Origin of the sequence: Streptomyces sp. x-19 (assembly GCF_046549115.1) — a bacterium.
Lineage (GTDB): Bacteria > Actinomycetota > Actinomycetes > Streptomycetales > Streptomycetaceae > Streptomyces > Streptomyces albulus_C.
Genome location: NZ_JAJPWK010000015.1, coordinates 63,820 through 81,034, shown reverse-complemented (window position 1 = coordinate 81,034; position 17,215 = coordinate 63,820). Strand labels below are relative to the sequence as shown.

Annotated in this window: 15 protein-coding genes and 1 pseudogene; 8 read left to right on the top strand and 8 right to left on the bottom strand. The window is 70.7% G+C overall.

The window, feature by feature from the left end:
- Positions 1–22: 22 nt before the first annotated feature.
- The 4 genes from ACLJT4_RS28225 to ACLJT4_RS28210 all read left to right on the top strand — a co-directional run bounded on the left by ACLJT4_RS28225 (position 23) and on the right by ACLJT4_RS28210 (position 4,056).
- Complete coding sequence (locus tag ACLJT4_RS28225; RefSeq protein ID WP_411126589.1) at positions 23–1,015, top strand: NADP-dependent oxidoreductase; 993 nt, start codon at positions 23–25, stop codon at positions 1,013–1,015.
- A gap of 445 nt (positions 1,016–1,460) precedes the next feature.
- On the top strand, positions 1,461–2,057 hold the full coding sequence (locus ACLJT4_RS28220) for an ankyrin repeat domain-containing protein (RefSeq protein ID WP_411126399.1): 597 nt from the start codon (positions 1,461–1,463) through the stop codon (positions 2,055–2,057).
- Complete coding sequence (locus tag ACLJT4_RS28215) at positions 2,054–3,205, top strand: YncE family protein (RefSeq protein ID WP_411126397.1); 1,152 nt, start codon at positions 2,054–2,056, stop codon at positions 3,203–3,205. The genes ACLJT4_RS28220 and ACLJT4_RS28215 overlap by 4 nt, the downstream gene beginning before the upstream one ends.
- Before the next feature lie 65 nt (positions 3,206–3,270).
- Entirely contained in the window at positions 3,271–4,056 is a 786-nt protein-coding gene (locus tag ACLJT4_RS28210) for a hypothetical protein (RefSeq protein ID WP_411126395.1), read from the top strand.
- Between the two features lie 144 nt (positions 4,057–4,200).
- Here ACLJT4_RS28210 and ACLJT4_RS28205 read toward each other — a convergent pair whose 3' ends face one another.
- The 4 genes from ACLJT4_RS28205 to ACLJT4_RS28190 all read right to left on the bottom strand — a co-directional run bounded on the left by ACLJT4_RS28205 (position 4,201) and on the right by ACLJT4_RS28190 (position 8,243).
- On the bottom strand, positions 4,201–5,244 hold the full coding sequence (locus ACLJT4_RS28205; protein WP_233659162.1) for a PP2C family protein-serine/threonine phosphatase: 1,044 nt from the start codon (positions 5,242–5,244) through the stop codon (positions 4,201–4,203).
- A gap of 355 nt (positions 5,245–5,599) precedes the next feature.
- Positions 5,600–6,079, bottom strand: coding sequence for a MarR family winged helix-turn-helix transcriptional regulator (locus tag ACLJT4_RS28200; protein WP_411126393.1), 480 nt, complete (start codon positions 6,077–6,079; stop codon positions 5,600–5,602).
- A 380-nt stretch (positions 6,080–6,459) separates the two neighbouring features.
- Positions 6,460–7,098, bottom strand: coding sequence for a glyoxalase (locus ACLJT4_RS28195; RefSeq protein ID WP_411126391.1), 639 nt, complete (start codon positions 7,096–7,098; stop codon positions 6,460–6,462).
- A 185-nt stretch (positions 7,099–7,283) separates the two neighbouring features.
- Positions 7,284–8,243, bottom strand: a complete 960-nt coding sequence (locus ACLJT4_RS28190; protein ID WP_411126389.1) for an alpha/beta hydrolase family protein — start codon at positions 8,241–8,243, stop codon at positions 7,284–7,286.
- Between the two features lie 171 nt (positions 8,244–8,414).
- Between ACLJT4_RS28190 and ACLJT4_RS28185 the strand changes: the two genes are divergently transcribed.
- Positions 8,415–9,011: a TetR/AcrR family transcriptional regulator gene (locus tag ACLJT4_RS28185; RefSeq protein WP_411126387.1), complete on the top strand. Its 597-nt coding sequence runs from the start codon at positions 8,415–8,417 to the stop codon at positions 9,009–9,011.
- Positions 9,012–9,496: 485 nt separating this feature from the next.
- Here the strand turns inward: ACLJT4_RS28185 and ACLJT4_RS28180 are convergent, their stop codons facing one another.
- A complete protein-coding gene (locus tag ACLJT4_RS28180) occupies positions 9,497–10,153 on the bottom strand; it encodes a L,D-transpeptidase family protein (RefSeq protein ID WP_411126587.1) in 657 nt (218 codons plus the stop codon).
- A 457-nt stretch (positions 10,154–10,610) separates the two neighbouring features.
- Positions 10,611–11,111: a hypothetical protein gene (locus tag ACLJT4_RS28175; RefSeq protein ID WP_411126385.1), complete on the bottom strand. Its 501-nt coding sequence runs from the start codon at positions 11,109–11,111 to the stop codon at positions 10,611–10,613.
- Positions 11,112–11,523: 412 nt separating this feature from the next.
- On the opposite strand from ACLJT4_RS28175, the gene ACLJT4_RS28170 reads away from it, so the two are divergent.
- The gene (locus ACLJT4_RS28170) at positions 11,524–11,877 is read left to right on the top strand and encodes a hypothetical protein (protein ID WP_411126383.1); all 354 of its coding nucleotides are present in this window, start codon (positions 11,524–11,526) and stop codon (positions 11,875–11,877) included.
- A gap of 44 nt (positions 11,878–11,921) precedes the next feature.
- Positions 11,922–12,206 (top strand): annotated as a pseudogene (locus ACLJT4_RS28165) (helix-turn-helix domain-containing protein); the annotation flags it as partial.
- 115 nt (positions 12,207–12,321) lie between these two features.
- Here the strand turns inward: ACLJT4_RS28165 and ACLJT4_RS28160 are convergent.
- Positions 12,322–12,756 (bottom strand): VOC family protein, encoded by a 435-nt coding sequence (locus ACLJT4_RS28160; RefSeq protein ID WP_411126381.1) that lies wholly within the window; start codon positions 12,754–12,756, stop codon positions 12,322–12,324.
- A 258-nt stretch (positions 12,757–13,014) separates the two neighbouring features.
- Here ACLJT4_RS28160 and ACLJT4_RS28155 point away from each other — a divergent pair, with 258 nt between their 5' ends.
- The gene (locus ACLJT4_RS28155; protein WP_411126379.1) at positions 13,015–13,962 is read left to right on the top strand and encodes a phosphotransferase enzyme family protein; all 948 of its coding nucleotides are present in this window, start codon (positions 13,015–13,017) and stop codon (positions 13,960–13,962) included.
- 337 nt (positions 13,963–14,299) lie between these two features.
- Here the strand turns inward: ACLJT4_RS28155 and ACLJT4_RS28150 are convergent, their stop codons facing one another.
- The gene (locus ACLJT4_RS28150; RefSeq protein ID WP_411126377.1) at positions 14,300–17,206 is read right to left on the bottom strand and encodes a BTAD domain-containing putative transcriptional regulator; all 2,907 of its coding nucleotides are present in this window, start codon (positions 17,204–17,206) and stop codon (positions 14,300–14,302) included.
- Between the last annotated feature and the right edge of the window lie 9 nt (positions 17,207–17,215).

The window sequence follows — 17,215 nt, the reverse complement described above, 5'->3', positions numbered from 1 at the left end:
CAATACGCCCGATGCGACGGCCATGCCGAACCCCCCTCACTCCGCGGAATCTCCGGGCCACGCCGCCCCGAACGGCGCCCCCGTGATGCACGCCCTGCACCAGACGACCCTCGGCGGCCCCGAAGTCCTCCAGCTGACCGAGCTTCCCCGGCCCGCGCCCGGCCCCGGCCAGATCCTCGTCGCCGTGCACGCCGCCGGACTCAACCCCACGGACTTCAAGCACCGCGCCCTGCGCATCTTCCTGCCGTCCCCGCCGCTGACCCTCGGCTGGGACGTCTCCGGCACCGTGGTGGAGGCCGGCTACGGGGTCACCCTCTTCCGGCCCGGTGACGAGGTGTTCGGCATGCTGCCCTACCCGCACGGGGCCGGTTCGCACGCCGAGTACGTGACCGGACCCGCCCGCGCCTTCGCCGCCAAGCCGGCCGGGATCGACCACGTCCAGGCGGCCGCTCTGCCGCTCGCCGCGCTCACCGCCTGGCAGGCCCTCGTCGACACCGCCGGACTCCGGGCCGGTCAGCGCGTGCTGATCCACGCCGCGGCCGGCGGCGTCGGCCATCTCGCCGTCCAGATCGCCAAGGAGCGCGGCGCGCACGTCACCGGGACGGCGAGTGCCCCCAAGCACGACTTCCTGCGCGAACTCGGTGCGGACGCCTGCATCGACCACCGCTCCGAGGACTTCACCGACACCGAGGAACGCTACGACGTCGTCCTCGACGCCCTCGGCGGACAGACCGCCACCCGTTCCGTGCAGGTGCTCCGCCCCGGCGGTGTCCTCGTCTCCCTCCTACCGGGTGCCGAGGACACCCTGGCCACTGCGGAGAAGGCACAGGTCCGCGCCGTCACCCTGCTCGTCGAGCACGACCAGGCCGGAATGCGCGCCATCGCCGAACTCGTCGACCGGGGCAGGCTCCGCGCCCATGTCTCCGACACCTTCCCGCTCGCCGAAGGCGCCCGGGCCCACGTGTTGGGGCAGACCGGCCGCACCACGGGCAAGCTGGTCCTCACCGTGCGCTGAACGCGGCACTTCCCCTGCGAGGAGGCTTGCTCACTGGCCGACCGTCGCCGTGAGGCGTCGCAGTGCGGCGTGGGCGGGCGGGCCCCAACTGGGCTTGCCTCCCGGCCGGCCGCCGCCGACCTGCTCGACGGTTGCTGGGGTACCCCGTTCGTCGAGGGCCGTGGAGCTGGCGCCGAGGCCGTCGGAGACGCCGCCACGGCGGTGTCAACCGATCGGTTGACACCGGTGTCAACCGATCCGCGCGTCGTGGTGAGCCGGTCCGACGACGTCACGCAGCCGGACGCGGCCCAGGATGGATACGCATCCGCATCCGCGTCCGCATCCGCGCCGGGCTGTGGGCGGGCTGTGGGCGGGCATCGGGATCGCGGTCCGAACGAAGGCGGCGACGACGCTGTCCGTGTTGCGCACCCGTACCCGCACCCCCTGGAGTTCAAGGAGCACCACGATGACTGACCTCGACCGTGCCTTGAGTGCGGCCGCCAGGCACGGCGACGCCGATGCCGTGCGCGCCGCCCTCGACGGAGGTGCCGCGGTGGACACCCGTGACGAACACCGCCGCACGCCCCTGCTGCTGGCCGCGCTCGGCGACCACGTGCCGGCGGCCGAGGTGCTGGTGGCCGCCGGCGCCGACCCGAACGCCCAGGACGACCGGGACGACAGTCCGTGGCTGGTCACCGGCGTCACCGGCAGCGTCGCCATGATGCGTGCCCTGCTCCCGGCCGGGCCCGACCTGACGGTGACCAACCGCTTCGGCGGCACGTCCCTCATCCCGGCTGCCGAGCGCGGTCACGTCGCCTACGTGCGTGCCGTGCTCCGCGAGACCGACATCGACGTCGACCACGTGAACCGGCTCGGCTGGACCGCCCTGTTGGAGGCCGTGATCCTCGGCGACGGCGGCTGCGCCCACCAGGAGATCGTCGAGCTGCTGATCACCGCCGGCGCGACCCTGAACCTGCCCGACAAAGACGGCGTCACCGCCCTCAGGCACGCCGTGCGTCACGGGTACGCAGAGATCGCCGACCTGCTCAAGGCCATCCGGTGACGCGGGCCGCGCCCCGGCGGCGGGCCCTGTCGGCCGGCCGCGCCCCGGCCGTCATCGCCGCCCTCGCGTTCGTCGTCACGGGGTGCACCGCCGGTGGGGCGGACGGCGCGGCACCGCACGACGGTGCGCCGTCCGCCGCCGCGAAGAAGGTCCCCGCGCCCGCCGGCCGGACGCCCGACGGCACCGTGCTCGTCGCCGACTTCGGCGCCGACACCGTGACGTTCGTCGATCCCGCCCGCGGCGCCTTCGACTCCGTACACGTCGGCACCGCTCCCTACGGACTGGCCGTTGGCGACGACGGCCGTGCCTGGGTCGCCACCGCCGAGGGCGTCGCCGTCGTCGACACCGCCGAACGCCAGCGGATCACCCGCATCCCGTATGAGACGAAGGGCATCGGGGAGCCGACGCACGGCGAGTACCGCGGCGGCGGCATGGGCATCGCGCTCGCCCCTGACGGCCGTCATGTGTACGTCGGCGTCAACCGGCCCGGCGGCAACGGCACCGTCGAGGCGATCGACACCCGCAGCCTGAAGGTCACCGGGGTCGCCGAGGTGGGCCGCCGACCGTTCGACGTGGACGTCGCACGCGACGGGCACGAGGTGTACGCCACGGATCACGACTCCTTCGACGTCACCGTGGTGATCCCGGGCTCCCTGCGCACCCGGCGCATCGAGGTCGCCCCCTACGGCACCGAAGGCGGCCTGGGATCCTGGCTCAAGCCGCACTACACCGCCGTACGCCCGTCGGACGGCAAGTTGCTGCTGCCGTTCGAAGGGGAGCGGCTGGCCGTGGTCGACTCGGAGACGGGCCGCACGCGCATCGAGCGGATGACCGCCGACACCCACCAGCACGGCGTCACGATCACCGCCGACGGCACGCTGTTCGCCGTCGGCACCGGCCCCATCGACCCCTCCCGGGACAAGGGCCCGTCGCTGACCGTGCGCACCCCGCAGGGGCAGGAGAAGGTGATCCCGCTGGACGGTCCCCACGAGGACGTCGCGGTCTCGCCCGACGGCCGAACCGCCTACGTCACAGGCGGCTTCACCCGCGACGGCTACTGGGACGGCATCTCCGTCGTCGACGTGGACTCCGGCACCGTCCGGCGCCTCACCGCGGGCGACCGCCCCTTGGGCATCGCGATTCTCTGACCGGCGGGGACGAGCAACTGCGGCTGGTCGTGGCAGCGGGGTAACCGGATGAGATGATGTGGCGCATGTCCGAGATATCCGCCCTGTGGCAGATCGTGCCCTCCGCCGAGACCGACTGGCTCGTCGAACTGTGCGAGGAGGACGGCATCACCGGGTTCCCTCCGCCTGGCATGCCGGACGCGGCCTGGGTGTTGAACGCGATGTACGAGCACGAGCAGGGGCCGGGAACGGTGTCCCACCATGAGGTCCACCAGGCCAGGCTGGCGGACGGCAGCATCGAACCCGCCACCTTCGGCGGCATCGACTTCGAGGTGGGAACGGTCACGGGCGGGGACCTGGGGCGTGCGGAGCATCCGGGACCCGGTTGGCGACGGCTGCGTTGGGCGGAGCTCGCACGTCGCACCGGCGACCCGATTGTCCGCGAGGGCCACTGGCCTTCGTTCCGCAGCGCCCCTGACGGCCGTACGGAGGACGGGAGTTGGCCGGTGGGCATCGAGCCGCCGACGGAGGGCAGCCTGGACCGGGAATCTTGGAACCGGCTGATCGAGATCCTGCGGGAGCACAGCCCGGCCGGCCCGGACACCCGCTGCTGTGCCTACTACAACCCACTGGTCATGGGGGATTTCGACCACCTGCACGTCCGCTCGGGACGACTGCGGGACGCACGGGCGCTCTACGACATCGACGAGGTGGAATTCAGCCCCTCCAACCTGTGGCCGGAGGACCGCTCATGGATCGTCTACACCGACTACGACCTGTGGGGCACCAAGGTCGTCGGGCCCACCGCGCTGATCGACGCCCTGGTCGATGACGCGGAGATCGAAGCCGTCCGGCTGCCCTGGGCCTCCTGAGGGAACGCAGGGGCGCCGGCGCGACTCCGTCGAGGTCTGCACGATTCCCGGCGCCGCCCTGAGACCCGTCGGTCGGCCGGCAGCAGCACCTCGTCCGTGAAGCCGACGACCCCAGCCCGGCCGCCCGCTGGCCGTGGCCCGGGCCTACTCCGAGGGGTCGCGCAGACGCACGGCGAGGGCGGCGATGTCGTCGTCGAGGCGTCCTTTGCTGTAACGGAGGAGGTCGCGGTGAAGAGCCGTGAGCAGCTCGTGGGGCGGCCTCGGCAGCTGTCGGCGCATCCAGGCGGCCAGCGGGAAGAACTCGCCGTCGCGGGCGCGGGCCTCGGTGACCCCGTCGGTGTAGAGGAGCAGCAGGTCTCCGGGGGAGAAGTCGAAGGCGTCGATGGTGTAGTGATCGCCGATCAGCTCCGCGAGGTTGAGCAGCGGCGAGGGGGCGGTGGGTTCGAGGGCGCGGAGTTCACCGTGGTTCAGGAGCAGCGGCGGCGGGTGTCCGCAGTTGAGGATCTCGATGCGCCCGCCTCGGTGCGGCATCTCGGCGAGCAGGGCGGTGGCGAAGCGCTCCACCGGCCCCTCGGCGGGAAAGGCGGCGTTGTAGCGGGCGCAGCTGGCGTCGAGGCGGCGCGCGACGCTGACCATGTCGGCCTCGCCGTACGCCGCCTCCCGGAAGGAGTTGACGATCGCCGCGGCCGCCCCCACGGCCGGCAGCCCCTTGCCCCGCACGTCGCCGATGAGCATCCTGACCCCGTATCGCGTGTCGACCACCTCGAAGAAGTCCCCACCGATACGGGCCTCCGCCGCGGCTGCGAGGTACAGCGACTCGATCTCGATGTTCCCGAAGCGGCGCGGCATCGGGCTCAGTACCACCTGCTGCGCCGCATCGGCGACGAGCCGCACCTGAAAGAGGGTCCGCTCCCGCTGGAGCCGGACGTGGCTTCCGTACGCCGCCGCCACGGTGACCGCGATGATCCCCCCGGCCGTCCACCACGTCCCCAGACCGGGGAACACGATGCTGAGGCCGATCATCAGGAAGAGGCAGACCGTCCCCAGCAGGACGGTCGGCAGCACCGGCCACATGGCGGCGGCGAGGGCCGGCGCCGCGGGCAGAAGACGGCTGAAGGCCATCTCCGGGGGAGTGGTGTAGGCCAGGCTGGCGATGACGACGGTGAGGACGACCGGCGAGAGCCGCACGAGCCTCCACCGGCCGTATCGAAGGAGCCGCTGCCGCCCAGACCCAGTCACGTTCCACAGAATATCTACACAAAGCAGACAAAGCGCTCTGATGGGTCGGAGTCGGGCCGCTTGTCGCCGGCCGGCCGTGGCGTGCCGCCACGGTTTTGACGCTCGCCCTCCCGGACCGCGCCGGTGTCGCCCGGTCCCGCGGTCCTCTGCCGCGCCGCGGCCCGGCCCCGCACTGCAGCCCGTCGCGCGCGGCCGTTCACCTCGGTGGCGGATGCGGAGGCCGGCGCGGTCGTGAAGCTGCTGTACGGCGGCTCGGCGGCCCCGGCCTGCGCCGATCGGCTTCCGCCGCCGGCTTCCGTGTCCGTTATTCCTCGCGGCCTGATCGACGGGCCAGGGCCTGGCCCGCGCCCTGGTTGGCGACGAGGGCGCGCAGGAAACCCCGGACGGCGTCGAGGTCGTGGCCGGCGGCGGCCTTGGCGATCCGTGCGTTCAGCTCCGCCTCGGCCTCTGTGACGCCGCGGGCCGTGCGATGGCCGGCCGGGGTGAGCGTGAGCTGTACGTGCCGCCGGTCCTCGATGCCCTCCTCGCGGCGGACCAGGCCGGCGGCCACCAGGCGGTCGACCAGCCGACTGGGGTTGCCCCCGCTCTCGCAGACCAGCAGCGCGCCGAGCCCGGACAGGGTGAGCGGCTGGCGCTCCGCCAGGAGCCGCAGCACCTCACCTTGGGCGGGCGTCACGCCCAGTGGTCGCAGGGCCGCCGCCAGCATCCGGTTGCCCTCGCGCTGGGCGGCGAGCACCAGATAACGCACCTCTTCCACCGCATCCATCGCATCCATCGCATCCATATCTAAAAGATTACACGGCATTGATTGATACGACATCGAGCCGTTGAGCCTGGCATTGGGGGCCTCGCCCTCCCAATAGATGTCGTGTAACTCGACACCCACGGCCGCCTCCGCCCCGGCGACACCGCCCTGCTCCAGGGCGCGAACGGTGGCGTGGGCCGAGCCGTCGGCGCGCTCGGAGCGGCGCGCGACCTCCGCATGTACGGCACGGCCTCCGCGCCGGGCGCCCGGCAGGCGCCACGAGCGAAAGGCGGCTGGTCGAGCACGCCGCCCGAGTGCTCGCCGACCACCTCCCCGACCACCTCCTCGGCCAGCGGCCTCGTAGCTCGCATGACGCACGGGGAGGCGTACCGACGGTTGGGAAAGGTGACTGGCTCCGGTCAGGCCGTAGTGGTCAGTGGCGTATGGGAGCTGGCTTCCCAGACGAAGTCGTCCAGGTCTCGGCAGGGACTGGCGGCGCCGGAGAGCACGAGGCGGTGGGATCCGGTGCCCTCGGCGGAGACGCCCACGTCCTTGGCGAGACCGCGGCGCTTGTACAGCGCGAGCTTGACGTGGCCGGGGGCGCTGGCGAACTCGACGTACTTGCTACCGAAGCTCTTGCCCACGCTCAGGCCCCGGTCCGCGTAGAACTGCTTGGTGGCCTTCACGTCGTCGACGCCCAGCAGGAGCACGAACTCGTCGACGTCCCGGGTGACCGGGTGGGTGTCCTTCTTCGCCGCCGTCGCGATCTTCAGGATCGTGCCGTCCGGTGCCTGGACAACGCCGCCGTAGCCCCACAGTGACTTCGAGGGGGTCTTGAGCGCGGTGGCCCCGGCGGCGAGCGCCGCGTCGACGAGGGCGTCGACGTTGCCTGGCTGGGACACCACCAGCGACAGTGCGAATCCGCGGAAGCCGGTCGTAGGGTCCCCGGCTGCCCGTAGGTGCAGGTGTGGCGAGTCGGGCCCGAGGACGGTGGAGTAGAAGCGGGTGGCGGCCGAGAGGTCGGCCACCTCCAAGATGAAGGTGTCGATGGAGTTCATGCCGTCGACGTTAGGGCCGGCCGGGTGACCGGCGCTTCTTGAAAACTGACCGCTTCCGGATGCCGCACGGATGCCGCCTGGGAACGGGGCCAGCAGGCCCGGCAGCATCCGGAGCGGGAGTGGGCCGACGCGGCAGATCGGACGACGGCGCCGCGGCCCGTCCGACGCGGGGCGTGACTGCGGAGCTACTTGGTCTCGACGTGTCCTACCGCGTCGGGCCCGCTCGTCAGTTCCTCGCAAGTGGTCTGCCAGATAAGGGAATCGGGGTGGAGTTGGGAGTGGAGGTAGGCCGCGGTGAGCTGGGCGAGGGCGGCGACGCGCGCCGGGTTCTCGTCGGTGGTCTCGGCGGCGTCGTATCCGGCGATCCCGCCGAGTCCGTGTTCCGCGTCGAAGAGGGTGAGCAGGGTTTTGGGGCCGGGAGCGAGGGTGTAGGGGTCGCTGTGCCAGGCCGGCCCCACGTCCGTGAAGTGCCGGGAGTCGTCCTTGTCGCCGGCGACGACCAGCGCGGGTGCGGTCATGGTGGAGAAGTCGACGGCCCCGACGATCGGCCACTGCGCGGCCATGGGGCCGTTGAAGACGTCGCCGCCTCTGCCGGGCGCGGCGAGCAGCACGCCCGCCTTGATCCGCGGCTCGACGAGGTGCACCACGTTGCCGGTGTCGGGGTCGGTGAGCCCGGCACCGAGCAGGAGGGCGGCGGTGAAGCCACCGAGCGAGTGCCCGGCGAGGGCGATCTTGGCATGGTCGATCCGCCCGGCGAGCTGCGGCACGGCGTTCTCGATCACGTCGAGCCGGTCGAGGACGTGGGTCATGTCCTCGGCGCGGGAGCGCCAGAAGTCGGGCGCGCCGGGGGCGTCGGCGACCAGGTGGGTCAGGGTGCGGGAGGTGAGGTGGGTGGGTTGGACGACGACGAATCCGTGTGCCGCCCAGAAGTTGGCGAGCGGCGCGTAGCCGTTGAGTGAGGAGAGGTTGTTCGAGGGGCCGTGGCCGTGGGAGAGGAGGATGACGGGGAGGTCGGTTCCGGTCGCGGGTGCGCAGACGCGTACTTGCAGATCGACGGGACGTCCGGGCACGGGCAGGACCACGGGGCTGAAGGACAGGACCGGCACGGGCGCGCCGAAGGCGTCGGTGGTGGTGGGTGCGCTCATGGTGTGGGTTCCCTTTCGGTGGCGCCGGCCGCCCGGCGGTCTCCTGCGGCCGGCGGGCAGGCAAGGCGGGGTCAGGGGCGTCCCGCTTCGGTTAAGCTGAAACGGAACGCTGCTCCATTTAGTATTCGGAGCGCTGTTCCGTTTTGTCAATCGGTGTTGAAGGAGAACGCGATGGCCGCCGAGGGCCCTGTAGGGCAACCGCCGTCCCGGAGCAAGCGGGCCGACGCCCAGCGCAACCGGGAGACGGTGCTCACGGCCGCGGCCGCGGTCTTCGTCACCGCCGGCGTCGACGCACCGATCCGCCAGATCGCCGCCCGGGCGGGCGTCGGGATGGCCACGATCTACCGCCACTTCCCGACCAGGGCGGACCTCGTCACCGCCGTGTACCAGCATCAGATCGAGGCATGCGCCGAAGCCGGCCCGAAGCTGCTCGCCGACGCCGACTCGCCACTCGCCGCACTGCACCAATGGGTCGACCTCTTCGTCGACTTCCTCGTCACCAAGCACGGCCTCGCCGACGCCCTGCAGTCCGACAGCGACCGCTTCGCCGCACTGCACGCCTACTTCCTCGACCGCCTGCTGCCCGTGTGCGCCCAACTCCTCGACGCCGCGGTCGAGTCAGACGACATCAGGCCCGGCGTGCAGCCCTACGAGCTGATGCGCGGCATCGGCAACCTCTGCATCGGACGCGACAACGACCCCCGGTACGACCCCCGACGCCTGGTCGCCCTCCTCCTCCAGGGACTCCGACGACCGCAGACGTCCTGATGCCCCTGAACTGCCACCGCCCAACAACGGGGCCGGCGCCGGCCAGCAACGGCGCCTCTGAGCTGGTGCTGCCGCTTCCCGTGAACGTCGAACACGCCATCACCAGGACAAGTAGGTTGGCGCGTAACGGCTTTGGCGGCTGTGGGGGTTGGCTTTCCCGATCGGTTGCCTGGCGGTGTGGGTCGGGGCCCCTGTGAAGGTGGGGGAGGAGATGCCTGGCCTGGTCGTCGGTGCACGTCGGTGCACGTCGGTGCACGTCGGTACGGGGCGGGGCCGCGAAGTGACCGCGCGCACCGCGTGCGGAACGCAGCCGAGGAGGGTGACGTGACGGCGCCTGAGCAGGTTGGTGAGCGGCCGTTCCCCGAACGGCCCTGCGCTTCTCTGCTACGGCGAGACCTACCCACCCCGTCCGCGTCGCGACCTACCCACCCCGACCACGGCTCAAGATCACTCAACCACCCAGAGACCCTCTTCCGCGACGCACCCTAATAGCGAGTGATCGCGGTGGGCCCGGAGGTGGTCCCGATCGCGATGTGCGGCCGCTGCCGGGGCTCGACCCAGGCCAGGATCCGGCGCACGGCGTCCGCGGGAGCGGAGACACATCCGGCCGTCGCCGCACGCCCGTTGACGTGCAGAAAGATGCCCGCGCCCCGGCCGCGAACCGGCTTCTCGTAGTTGAAGCCGATGACGAGCGCGTGCGCGTACTGGGTGCCGTAGTCGGCGAGGTGCTCGGCCTCGGCGGCGCGACAGTCGGCGGGCAGCGGCTCGGCCCAGCGGTTGTAGGCGCGCGAGTGCTCGTCCTGGCACCACCAGGAGTTCCGGTTCACCCGGCGGTACGACACCGAGGTCCCGTTTGGCGCGGCCTTGATCCCGAAGCCGTAGGGAAGGTCGTACACCCCGGTCGGGGTGGTGTCGGTGCCCTGAACGCGCTTGCTGCCCTCCACGAGACCCTTCGCCCCGAAACGGGCGGGCGCGCTGCCGACCATGACCCACTTTCCGCCCCGCCGGTCCCACCAGGTCAGGGCCCCTGTCGTGGCATCGGTGCGGGGTGCGACGGCGGTGATCAGCTGGCTGCCCCCGCCGGTCTCGGCCAGCCGGTCCGGCAGCGGCGGACCGCTGCCGAGCGGGGGCAGGGCGAACAGGACGGCTGAGAGCGCGACAACGGCAGGTGCAACGGCCACGGCAACCCCCTAAGGGAGAGGGACGGTTGCTCAGAAGGTACTGGTCGGCGACGAAAGAGGCAGCCCGGCAGGGCCGTCGCTGCTCCCCGTGCGAGGCGATGTGGTCCTTCTCGGTGAAGCACGTGCTCAGCGTGTCGCCGTCCTCGTGCGCGAGGTGCGTGCAGTGCAGGTCGCGATCTTCGTTGCACGGCATGACGGACACCCCGCGGGAACGGGGGCACAGACGAGACGCAAATGCCTGGTCGGATGGATCGCAGGCCGTTGGCTCGTGGTGCGTCTCTCGCTTGTCCGCTGCGAGTACGAAGCGCGGCGGGCGGTAGTTTCCGTCGGCGGTGAGATGGGTCTTGAGTTCAGACGAGCACGAGCACGAGCACGAGCACGAGCACGAGCACGAGCACGAGCACGAGCACGAGCACGATCACGCTCGCTCGGCGGACCGTCGCTTCCGGGCCTCCAACGCCGAGACGCCAACGAGAAGCAGGATCGCTGCTACCGCCAGAATGCGTGTGACACTCCAGGTCGCTCCCACCAGCGTCTCCTGGACGTCTGCCTCTGCTGACAGCCGCACGGAAGTTTCCACGAGAGCCACCGCTGGAACCAGGATCCTGAAAGGGAGCCGGTACGGGCCGGTACGTGCGAAGTACCCGGCTATTCCGCAAAGAGATCCGAGGAGGAGAGCGAAGAAGAACCACACGGCGAGCATGGAGAGAAAATCGCTCCAGGCGAAAACGGTAGGTCCAGTCGGTTCTACATAACTGGCTTGCGTAAAGTCACCTTGAGCGGCCTTCGTTAGATAGTAAGCTGAAACTGTCACCCACAGTGAAACTATGGACAGGGCGACGGCTTGCACCTTGGTCTTGGCTAGAAGCCCGGACGAGAACCCCAGCAGCGCGTATATCCAGCCCGCGACCAGGATCACGCTTGCGGCATGACCTACCGGCCCGCCCGACTTTTCGAGGACCGGACCGGATATTCCAACCAGCAAACCGCCCGTAAGGGAAATAGATAAAGTCGAGAATGATGAGCGCACGTAGAAATCCTCGATGCTTGGGTGATTTGGGTGGCATCCTACTGGTGTCCGTCACGCTCACTTGCGGGAAGTTGGAAGATGCGGACGGCCTGGCCATTTTTCGTCGCCAAGGGGTGGCCCGTTAAGGGGGGCTGAGTGGGGCGCCTGGTACACCTTGGTAAAATTGCCCATATTTGAGTGGCCTGAACGCGTAGTGGGCCTCAAATCTGATGGAGGCCAAGCAGTGCGGTTTGGCTGCCGAAAATTTGGACTGTCGGACCTACCGCGACGCGGTCTCACCCCGCAGGAAGTTCCCCTGGCGGTGCTTCTCCTCGACATCGAGGCAGAGCTGTCCATCTGGGAAGAGGGGCAGATGGTGTGGTCCGAGGAGGCGTTCCCCGTGGCCGAACTGGCCTACCATCTGGCGCTCTGGCTCCAGTCTTCGAACGCAGGCCAGGAGGACTTCCAACTCGACTCGATGCAGGCGGAGGAGGGGCTGATCCGCATCGTGTGCTCAGGCGAGGGCTGGCGGGTTGGCTCCATCTACACGCCAGATTCCTGGTCTTCACCCGTGGCCTGGGCCACTCTTGTGGCGGAGATCCAGCAGTTCGACAGCTCCGTGTGCGAGGGAATCACCGCTTTGGGCATCGACCCGGCCTTCATCCCGGAGGTCTGACGCATGTTCCGGCCCAGTCGGGCCGGGAATGGGATGATCACGGCGTGGCTGGAGTGACCACGGCATCGGAACCTTCTTGGATATGGCTGTTCACCGGGCTGAGTGCGCGCTGTTTCGACAAGTTGGTGACCATGCTTCGGTGCGAAGGAGGGGGCGCAGTACGGCGGGGCCGACCATGGAGCCTGCCGCTGGAAGACCGAGTCCTGCTGGTCGCCGCCTACTCGCGTCCCAACCTGACGCCGCACCAGCTCGCTCCGCTCTTCGGCGTCTCGAAGTCCGCGGCCGACCGCATCATCGATCACCTCGGACCTCTGCTCGCGCTCCGGCCCGCAAGCGGTTCCGAAAGGGGTTCCGAAAGGGGTTCCGAAAGGGGTAACTCCCGCCCCATACGAGCCCAGGGAGATCCAAGGAGGTGGCTCCCCACCTCCTTGGATCGGAGAATGTTCAGTCGATGCAGAACTCGTTGCCCTCGATGTCCAGCATCGGGATGCACGACTCGTTTTCCTCATCGGCGTACAGCGTTTGCACGTGGGTCGCACCGAGCGCGACCAGTCGTGCGCACTCGGCTTCGAGCGTGGCGAGGCGCTCATCCCCCACGAGCCCGGTGCCGACCCGGACGTCGAGATGCACCCGATTCTTAACGATCTTGCCTTCGGGGACACGTTGGAAGTACAGGCGCGGGCCCACGCCTGAGGGATCACCGCAGGCGAACGATGATCCCTGCTTCTCAGGAGGCAGGGTGCGGTTGAAATCGTCCCAGGTGGTGAACCCCTCCGGGGGCGGCGGAATGACGTACCCCAACACTTCACACCAGAAGCGAGCGAGGCGCTCAGGTTCCGCGCAGTCAAAAGTGACTTGGAACTTCTTGATCTCTGACATCGGCGCACCGTACCGCGTACCAGGGGGCCCTGCCGCCCATTTCCACAGACGCATCCGCCAGTCACCCGTTGCATCCTGGGCCGCCTCGGACACCAGGTGATCAAAACGGACAGTCCACGAGAACGGCGCGACGGTGGTAGCGGATCGCCCCAAGGTGTACCCATCGCATCAGGAGATCAACAGTCCTTTAAATGACGTGAGTTGGTGAGCGCTGCGGCCTACTCTGGGGGCCCGAGTTCCGTGTGGAGGATTGCCACGATGGCTGACCGTTGTGCCTCGCCCGATCACCCCACCCAAGCAGAGCCCACGCCCCACAATCCGCAGACGGTTGCCCAGCTGCTTGCGGACCACTGGGCACTTCACGCGGCTGAAGTCACCCTCCTCGAAGGCGGAATGAACTCCCTGACGTGGGAGGCCCGCTCAGGGGGCACCCGTTGGGTGGTGAAGGCGGTCCCGCCGGAAGCCGAGGACGCGTTCGTGTTCGGACTTGGGCTGGCGAAGCGGCTGGACCGCGACGGAATACCTGCGGGGGCTCCCGTGGCGACGACCCGTGGTCGGTCGGTCGTGCCGTTCGGCGGCCAGGTGATGGCGCTGCTGCGCTGGGTCGAAGGTCGCGGGTTGACCGGCGAGTCGCACACCGAACTGGGCCTGATGGGTTCCACGTTGGCCCGAGCCCATCGCGCGCTCGGCACGCAGGACGGCAAGGGCACCCGCCCGACCCGCCTGTATCTCCCGTCGGAGCACCTGGACGTACGGCCCTGGCTCAGGCCCGTGATCACCAACGTCTTGGCCCGGCTCGATGCACTCGACCTGCGGTCGTTGACGTGGGGGCCGGTGCACGGAGACCCCGCTCCAGACGTCTTCCGCCTCGACCCGGTCAGTGGTGTCTGCGGAATGATTGACTGGAGCGGGGCCGGTGTGTTGCCGCGGGTGTACGACCTGGCGGCGCTCGTGATGTACCGCGGGCCGGATTCCATGCGGTCACTGATCGACGCCTACGTGGCGGGTGGCGCACTGACCCACGACGAGGTCGAGCGAGCGCTCCACCCCCTGCTGGACTACCGCTGGGCCGGCCAAGCCGCTTACTTCGCCGGCCGGATCGCTCGCGGGGACCTCACGGGCATCGACGGCCCGCAGGTGAACGAGGCCGGGCTGGAAGCCGCACGTCAGTGGTTCGCCGCACGGGACGATGACCAAGCGGGGTGATGACCAAGCGGGGGGAAGACCACTGCCTGTCGGCTTGCCGTTCGTAGCCGCCAACCAGGTCCATAGCCGCCAACCAGGTCCATCAGGGTAGTTGATGGTAAGCCGTCGGCCGTCGGCCGCCGTCGGTCCACCATGTCGCTGGTTGCCGACTGTCCTACCCGCGGCCGGGGGCCAGCCGGTTCGTGCCAGCCAGGCCGAGGGTGAGTGCCCGGACCGCACCATCGCGTCGCCGGTCGAGGTCGGGCGGATCCTCGCGGTACCCGTCAGCGACCGCCTGAAGTTCCGCGACCGTGCGACTGCGGTTCTTCTCTCTTCTACGGGAGCACGCACCGCGCGTTCACCGGTCCGTGGCCGCGGCTCCGAGGACGGACTCCACGGCCTTCCCGGACAATCCCAGCATGTGCAGCACCTCCGGGACGCGCGCTCCGACCGCGGCGGCGACCTCGGCGGCCTGCCGGTAGTACTCGCGCGCTGCCGCGTGGTGGCTCCGGGCCACGGAGACGTGGCCGAGGCCGATGAGCGTGCGCACCCGGGGCCCAAGACTCTTGATCCAGTGCGGATCGATCCGTTCCAGCGCCTCGCTGTAGAGCCGTTCCGCTTCTGCCAGGTCGCCCTCCTCCAGGGCGACGTCGCCCAGCCCGCGCAGCGCGGCCGCCAGGTAGGTGGAGTTGCCGGCGCGGCGGGCGAGCGCGGCAGCCTTCGCGTAGGCGGTACGGGCTTCGGCCGCGTCGTCGCGGGCGAGGTGATCGCCCCGGTTGACCAGTAGGTCGGCACTGTCCTCCAGGGCGCCGAGCCGTTCGGTGAGCTCCAGGGCCTCGTCGGTCAGTGCGGCCTCCCGTGTCCGTTCGCCGCGCGCGCCGGCGACGCCGGCCAGCGCGTCCAAGGCCAGCGCGATTCCCCAACGGTCCCCGAGCGAACGGAAGCCCTCCAGTGCCTGTTCGAAGGCGTCCTCGGCCGTCGCGGCCTCCCGCTGGCCGAGGTGCCCGAATCCCGACACGTAGTGGGCGGCGGCCCGGGCCCACGGCTCGGGACACTCGCGCTGGGACGACACGAGCGCGAACGCACCCTGCGGGTCCGGTCCGCCCGCGTTCCGCAGCATCCACAGCAGCAGGACGACCGGGTAGCGGCCCGACCGGTCGCCGGGCCACGCGGCCGCCAGCGCCTCGCCGGCCGCCGTCCGGTGCCGCAGCCATACCTGCCTCCCGGCTTCGCCCGTCGCCGAAGCCGCGCCGGCGAGCAGCACGCACGTCGCGTACTCCTCGCCGAGCCCGTCGGGGGCCGTCTCGCCCACCGATGCGAGCAGTGCGATCGCCAGGGGAGCGACCGACGCGGACGCGCCCCGGACCCACAGGTAGGTGAACGCCGCGGCGAGCAGTTCGAGGGCCGTCTCCTCAACTGCCCAGCGCAGCGCCGCCAGGAGGTCACCGTGCTCGGCGGCGACCACGGGCAGCCACTCCAACTGCTCGGCCCGCCGCAGATGCGGGTCGGCCGTCCGTACGAGCTCCAGCAGGCGCTGGGCGTGGGCGCGCCGCACGGCGGTGCCTTCGCCGGCCTCGTCGAGCCGTTCGGCACCGTAGGCGCGGATCGTCTCCAACATCCGATAGCGGACGCCCGCGACCTCCAGCAGCGACTTGTCGGCCAGCGCCTCCAGCGTCTCACCGTCGGTGCCGCACACCCGAAGCGCGGAGCGGGCCGTCGCGCCCCCGGCGAAGACCGTGAACCTGCGCGCGGCCCGCTGCTCGGGCTCGGAGAGCAGGTCCCAGCTCCACGCGACCACCGAGCGCAGCGTGCGGTGCCGCGCGTCCGCCGTGCGGCTTCCGCGGGCGCCGACGGCGAGCAGGTCGTCCAGCCGGCCCGCCACGTCGTCGATGTCCAGGGTGCGAGACCGCGCCGCCGCCAGCTCGATGGCCAGCGGCAGGTCGTCGAGCGCCGCGCAGATCCTCCGCACGACCTCGGGGTCGGCGGTGAAGCCGCGCCGCACGGCACCGGCCCGCTCGGTGAACAGTTGCACGGCCGCGTCCCCGTCGAGCGGCCGCACGGGGTAGAGGTGCTCGCCGGTGATGCCGAGCGGCTCCCGGCTCGTTGCCAGCACGCGCAGCCGCGGGCAGGTCGTCAGCAGCCGCGCCGCCAGGCCGGCGACCTCGTCGACGAGGTGCTCGCAGTTGTCCAGGACGAGCAGCAGCGCTCGGTCGGACAGCGCCGCGACCAGACGATCGACCGGCGTCTTCGCGTCACCGCCCATCTGGAGCCCGTTCCCACGCAGGCCGAGCGCGCCCAGCAGGGCGTGCGGCAGGCCGGCGCCGTCCCGCAGCGGGGCCAGCTCCACAAAGCACAGCTGGCCCTCGATGCCCCCGGTACCCGCGACCTCGACCGCCAGCCGGGTCTTGCCGACGCCGCCGGGCCCGAGGAGGGTGACCAGCCGGACCGCCTTCAGCAGTTCGGCCACCTCGGTCACCTCGTTCGCGCGCCCCACGAAGCCCGTCAGCTGGGCGGGCGGAGCGGCGGGCGACGGCGTCGGATCGGTGCGCAGCAACTCCCCGTGCAGCGCCGTCAGTTCGGGCGAAGGATCGGCGCCCAGCTCGTCGGCCAGGCGTCGCCGGGTCTCCTCGAACACCACCAGCGCCTCGGCCTGCCCGCCCTCGGCGAACAGCGCCCGCATCAGCAGCCCCGCCAGCCGCTCCCGGAGTGGATGGCGGCCGACCAACTCGCGCAGCTCAGGCACGAGCGTCCGGTGCCCGTCGAGCCGCAGCCCCGCTTCGATGCGGTCTTCCAGCGCCCCGAGCCGGCGCTCTTCCAACCGCACGGCGGCGGCCCGGGCCGTCTCGCTCTCGGGCAGGTCGGCCAGCGCCGGTCCACGCCACAACTCCAGCGCCTCGCCCAGCAGTACGAGCGCCCGCCCGGCGTCGCCGTCGGCCAGCGCCGCCCGTCCCGCGCCGGCCAGGCGCTCGAACCGTGAGGCGTCCACGTCGTCCGGATCGACCACGATCCGATACCCGGCGCCGGCCCGTTCGATCGCCGCCCCGGCGCCCAGCGCGGAACGGAGCCTGGACACCTGGGACTGCAGCGCATGCGCCGAGAGCGCCCCGGTGGGGTCCATCTCGTCAGCCAACCGGTGCGTCGGGACGACCTCTCCGGGGCGCACCAGCAGCAGGGCCAGCAGCGCCCGCCGGGCCGGTCCGCCCAACGGGACCTCGCCACCGTCGCCGTGCCGCGCTCGGGTCTCGCCGAGGATTCCGAACTGCATGCGCGCGAT

What these genes read in the sequence shown, in the direction of transcription:
- ACLJT4_RS28225 (WP_411126589.1), top strand. Translation starts at nt 23, where the DNA reads ATGCCGAACCCCCCTCACTCCGCGGAATCTCCGGGCCACGCCGCCCCG.
- ACLJT4_RS28220 (WP_411126399.1), top strand. Translation starts at nt 1,461, where the DNA reads ATGACTGACCTCGACCGTGCCTTGAGTGCGGCCGCCAGGCACGGCGAC.
- ACLJT4_RS28210 (WP_411126395.1), top strand. Translation starts at nt 3,271, where the DNA reads ATGTCCGAGATATCCGCCCTGTGGCAGATCGTGCCCTCCGCCGAGACC.
- ACLJT4_RS28200 (WP_411126393.1), bottom strand. Translation starts at nt 6,079, where the DNA reads ATGGATGCGATGGATGCGATGGATGCGGTGGAAGAGGTGCGTTATCTG.
- ACLJT4_RS28195 (WP_411126391.1), bottom strand. Translation starts at nt 7,098, where the DNA reads ATGAACTCCATCGACACCTTCATCTTGGAGGTGGCCGACCTCTCGGCC.
- ACLJT4_RS28190 (WP_411126389.1), bottom strand. Translation starts at nt 8,243, where the DNA reads ATGAGCGCACCCACCACCACCGACGCCTTCGGCGCGCCCGTGCCGGTC.
- ACLJT4_RS28185 (WP_411126387.1), top strand. Translation starts at nt 8,415, where the DNA reads ATGGCCGCCGAGGGCCCTGTAGGGCAACCGCCGTCCCGGAGCAAGCGG.
- ACLJT4_RS28160 (WP_411126381.1), bottom strand. Translation starts at nt 12,756, where the DNA reads ATGTCAGAGATCAAGAAGTTCCAAGTCACTTTTGACTGCGCGGAACCT.
- ACLJT4_RS28155 (WP_411126379.1), top strand. Translation starts at nt 13,015, where the DNA reads ATGGCTGACCGTTGTGCCTCGCCCGATCACCCCACCCAAGCAGAGCCC.
- ACLJT4_RS28150 (WP_411126377.1), bottom strand. Translation starts at nt 17,206, where the DNA reads ATGCAGTTCGGAATCCTCGGCGAGACCCGAGCGCGGCACGGCGACGGT.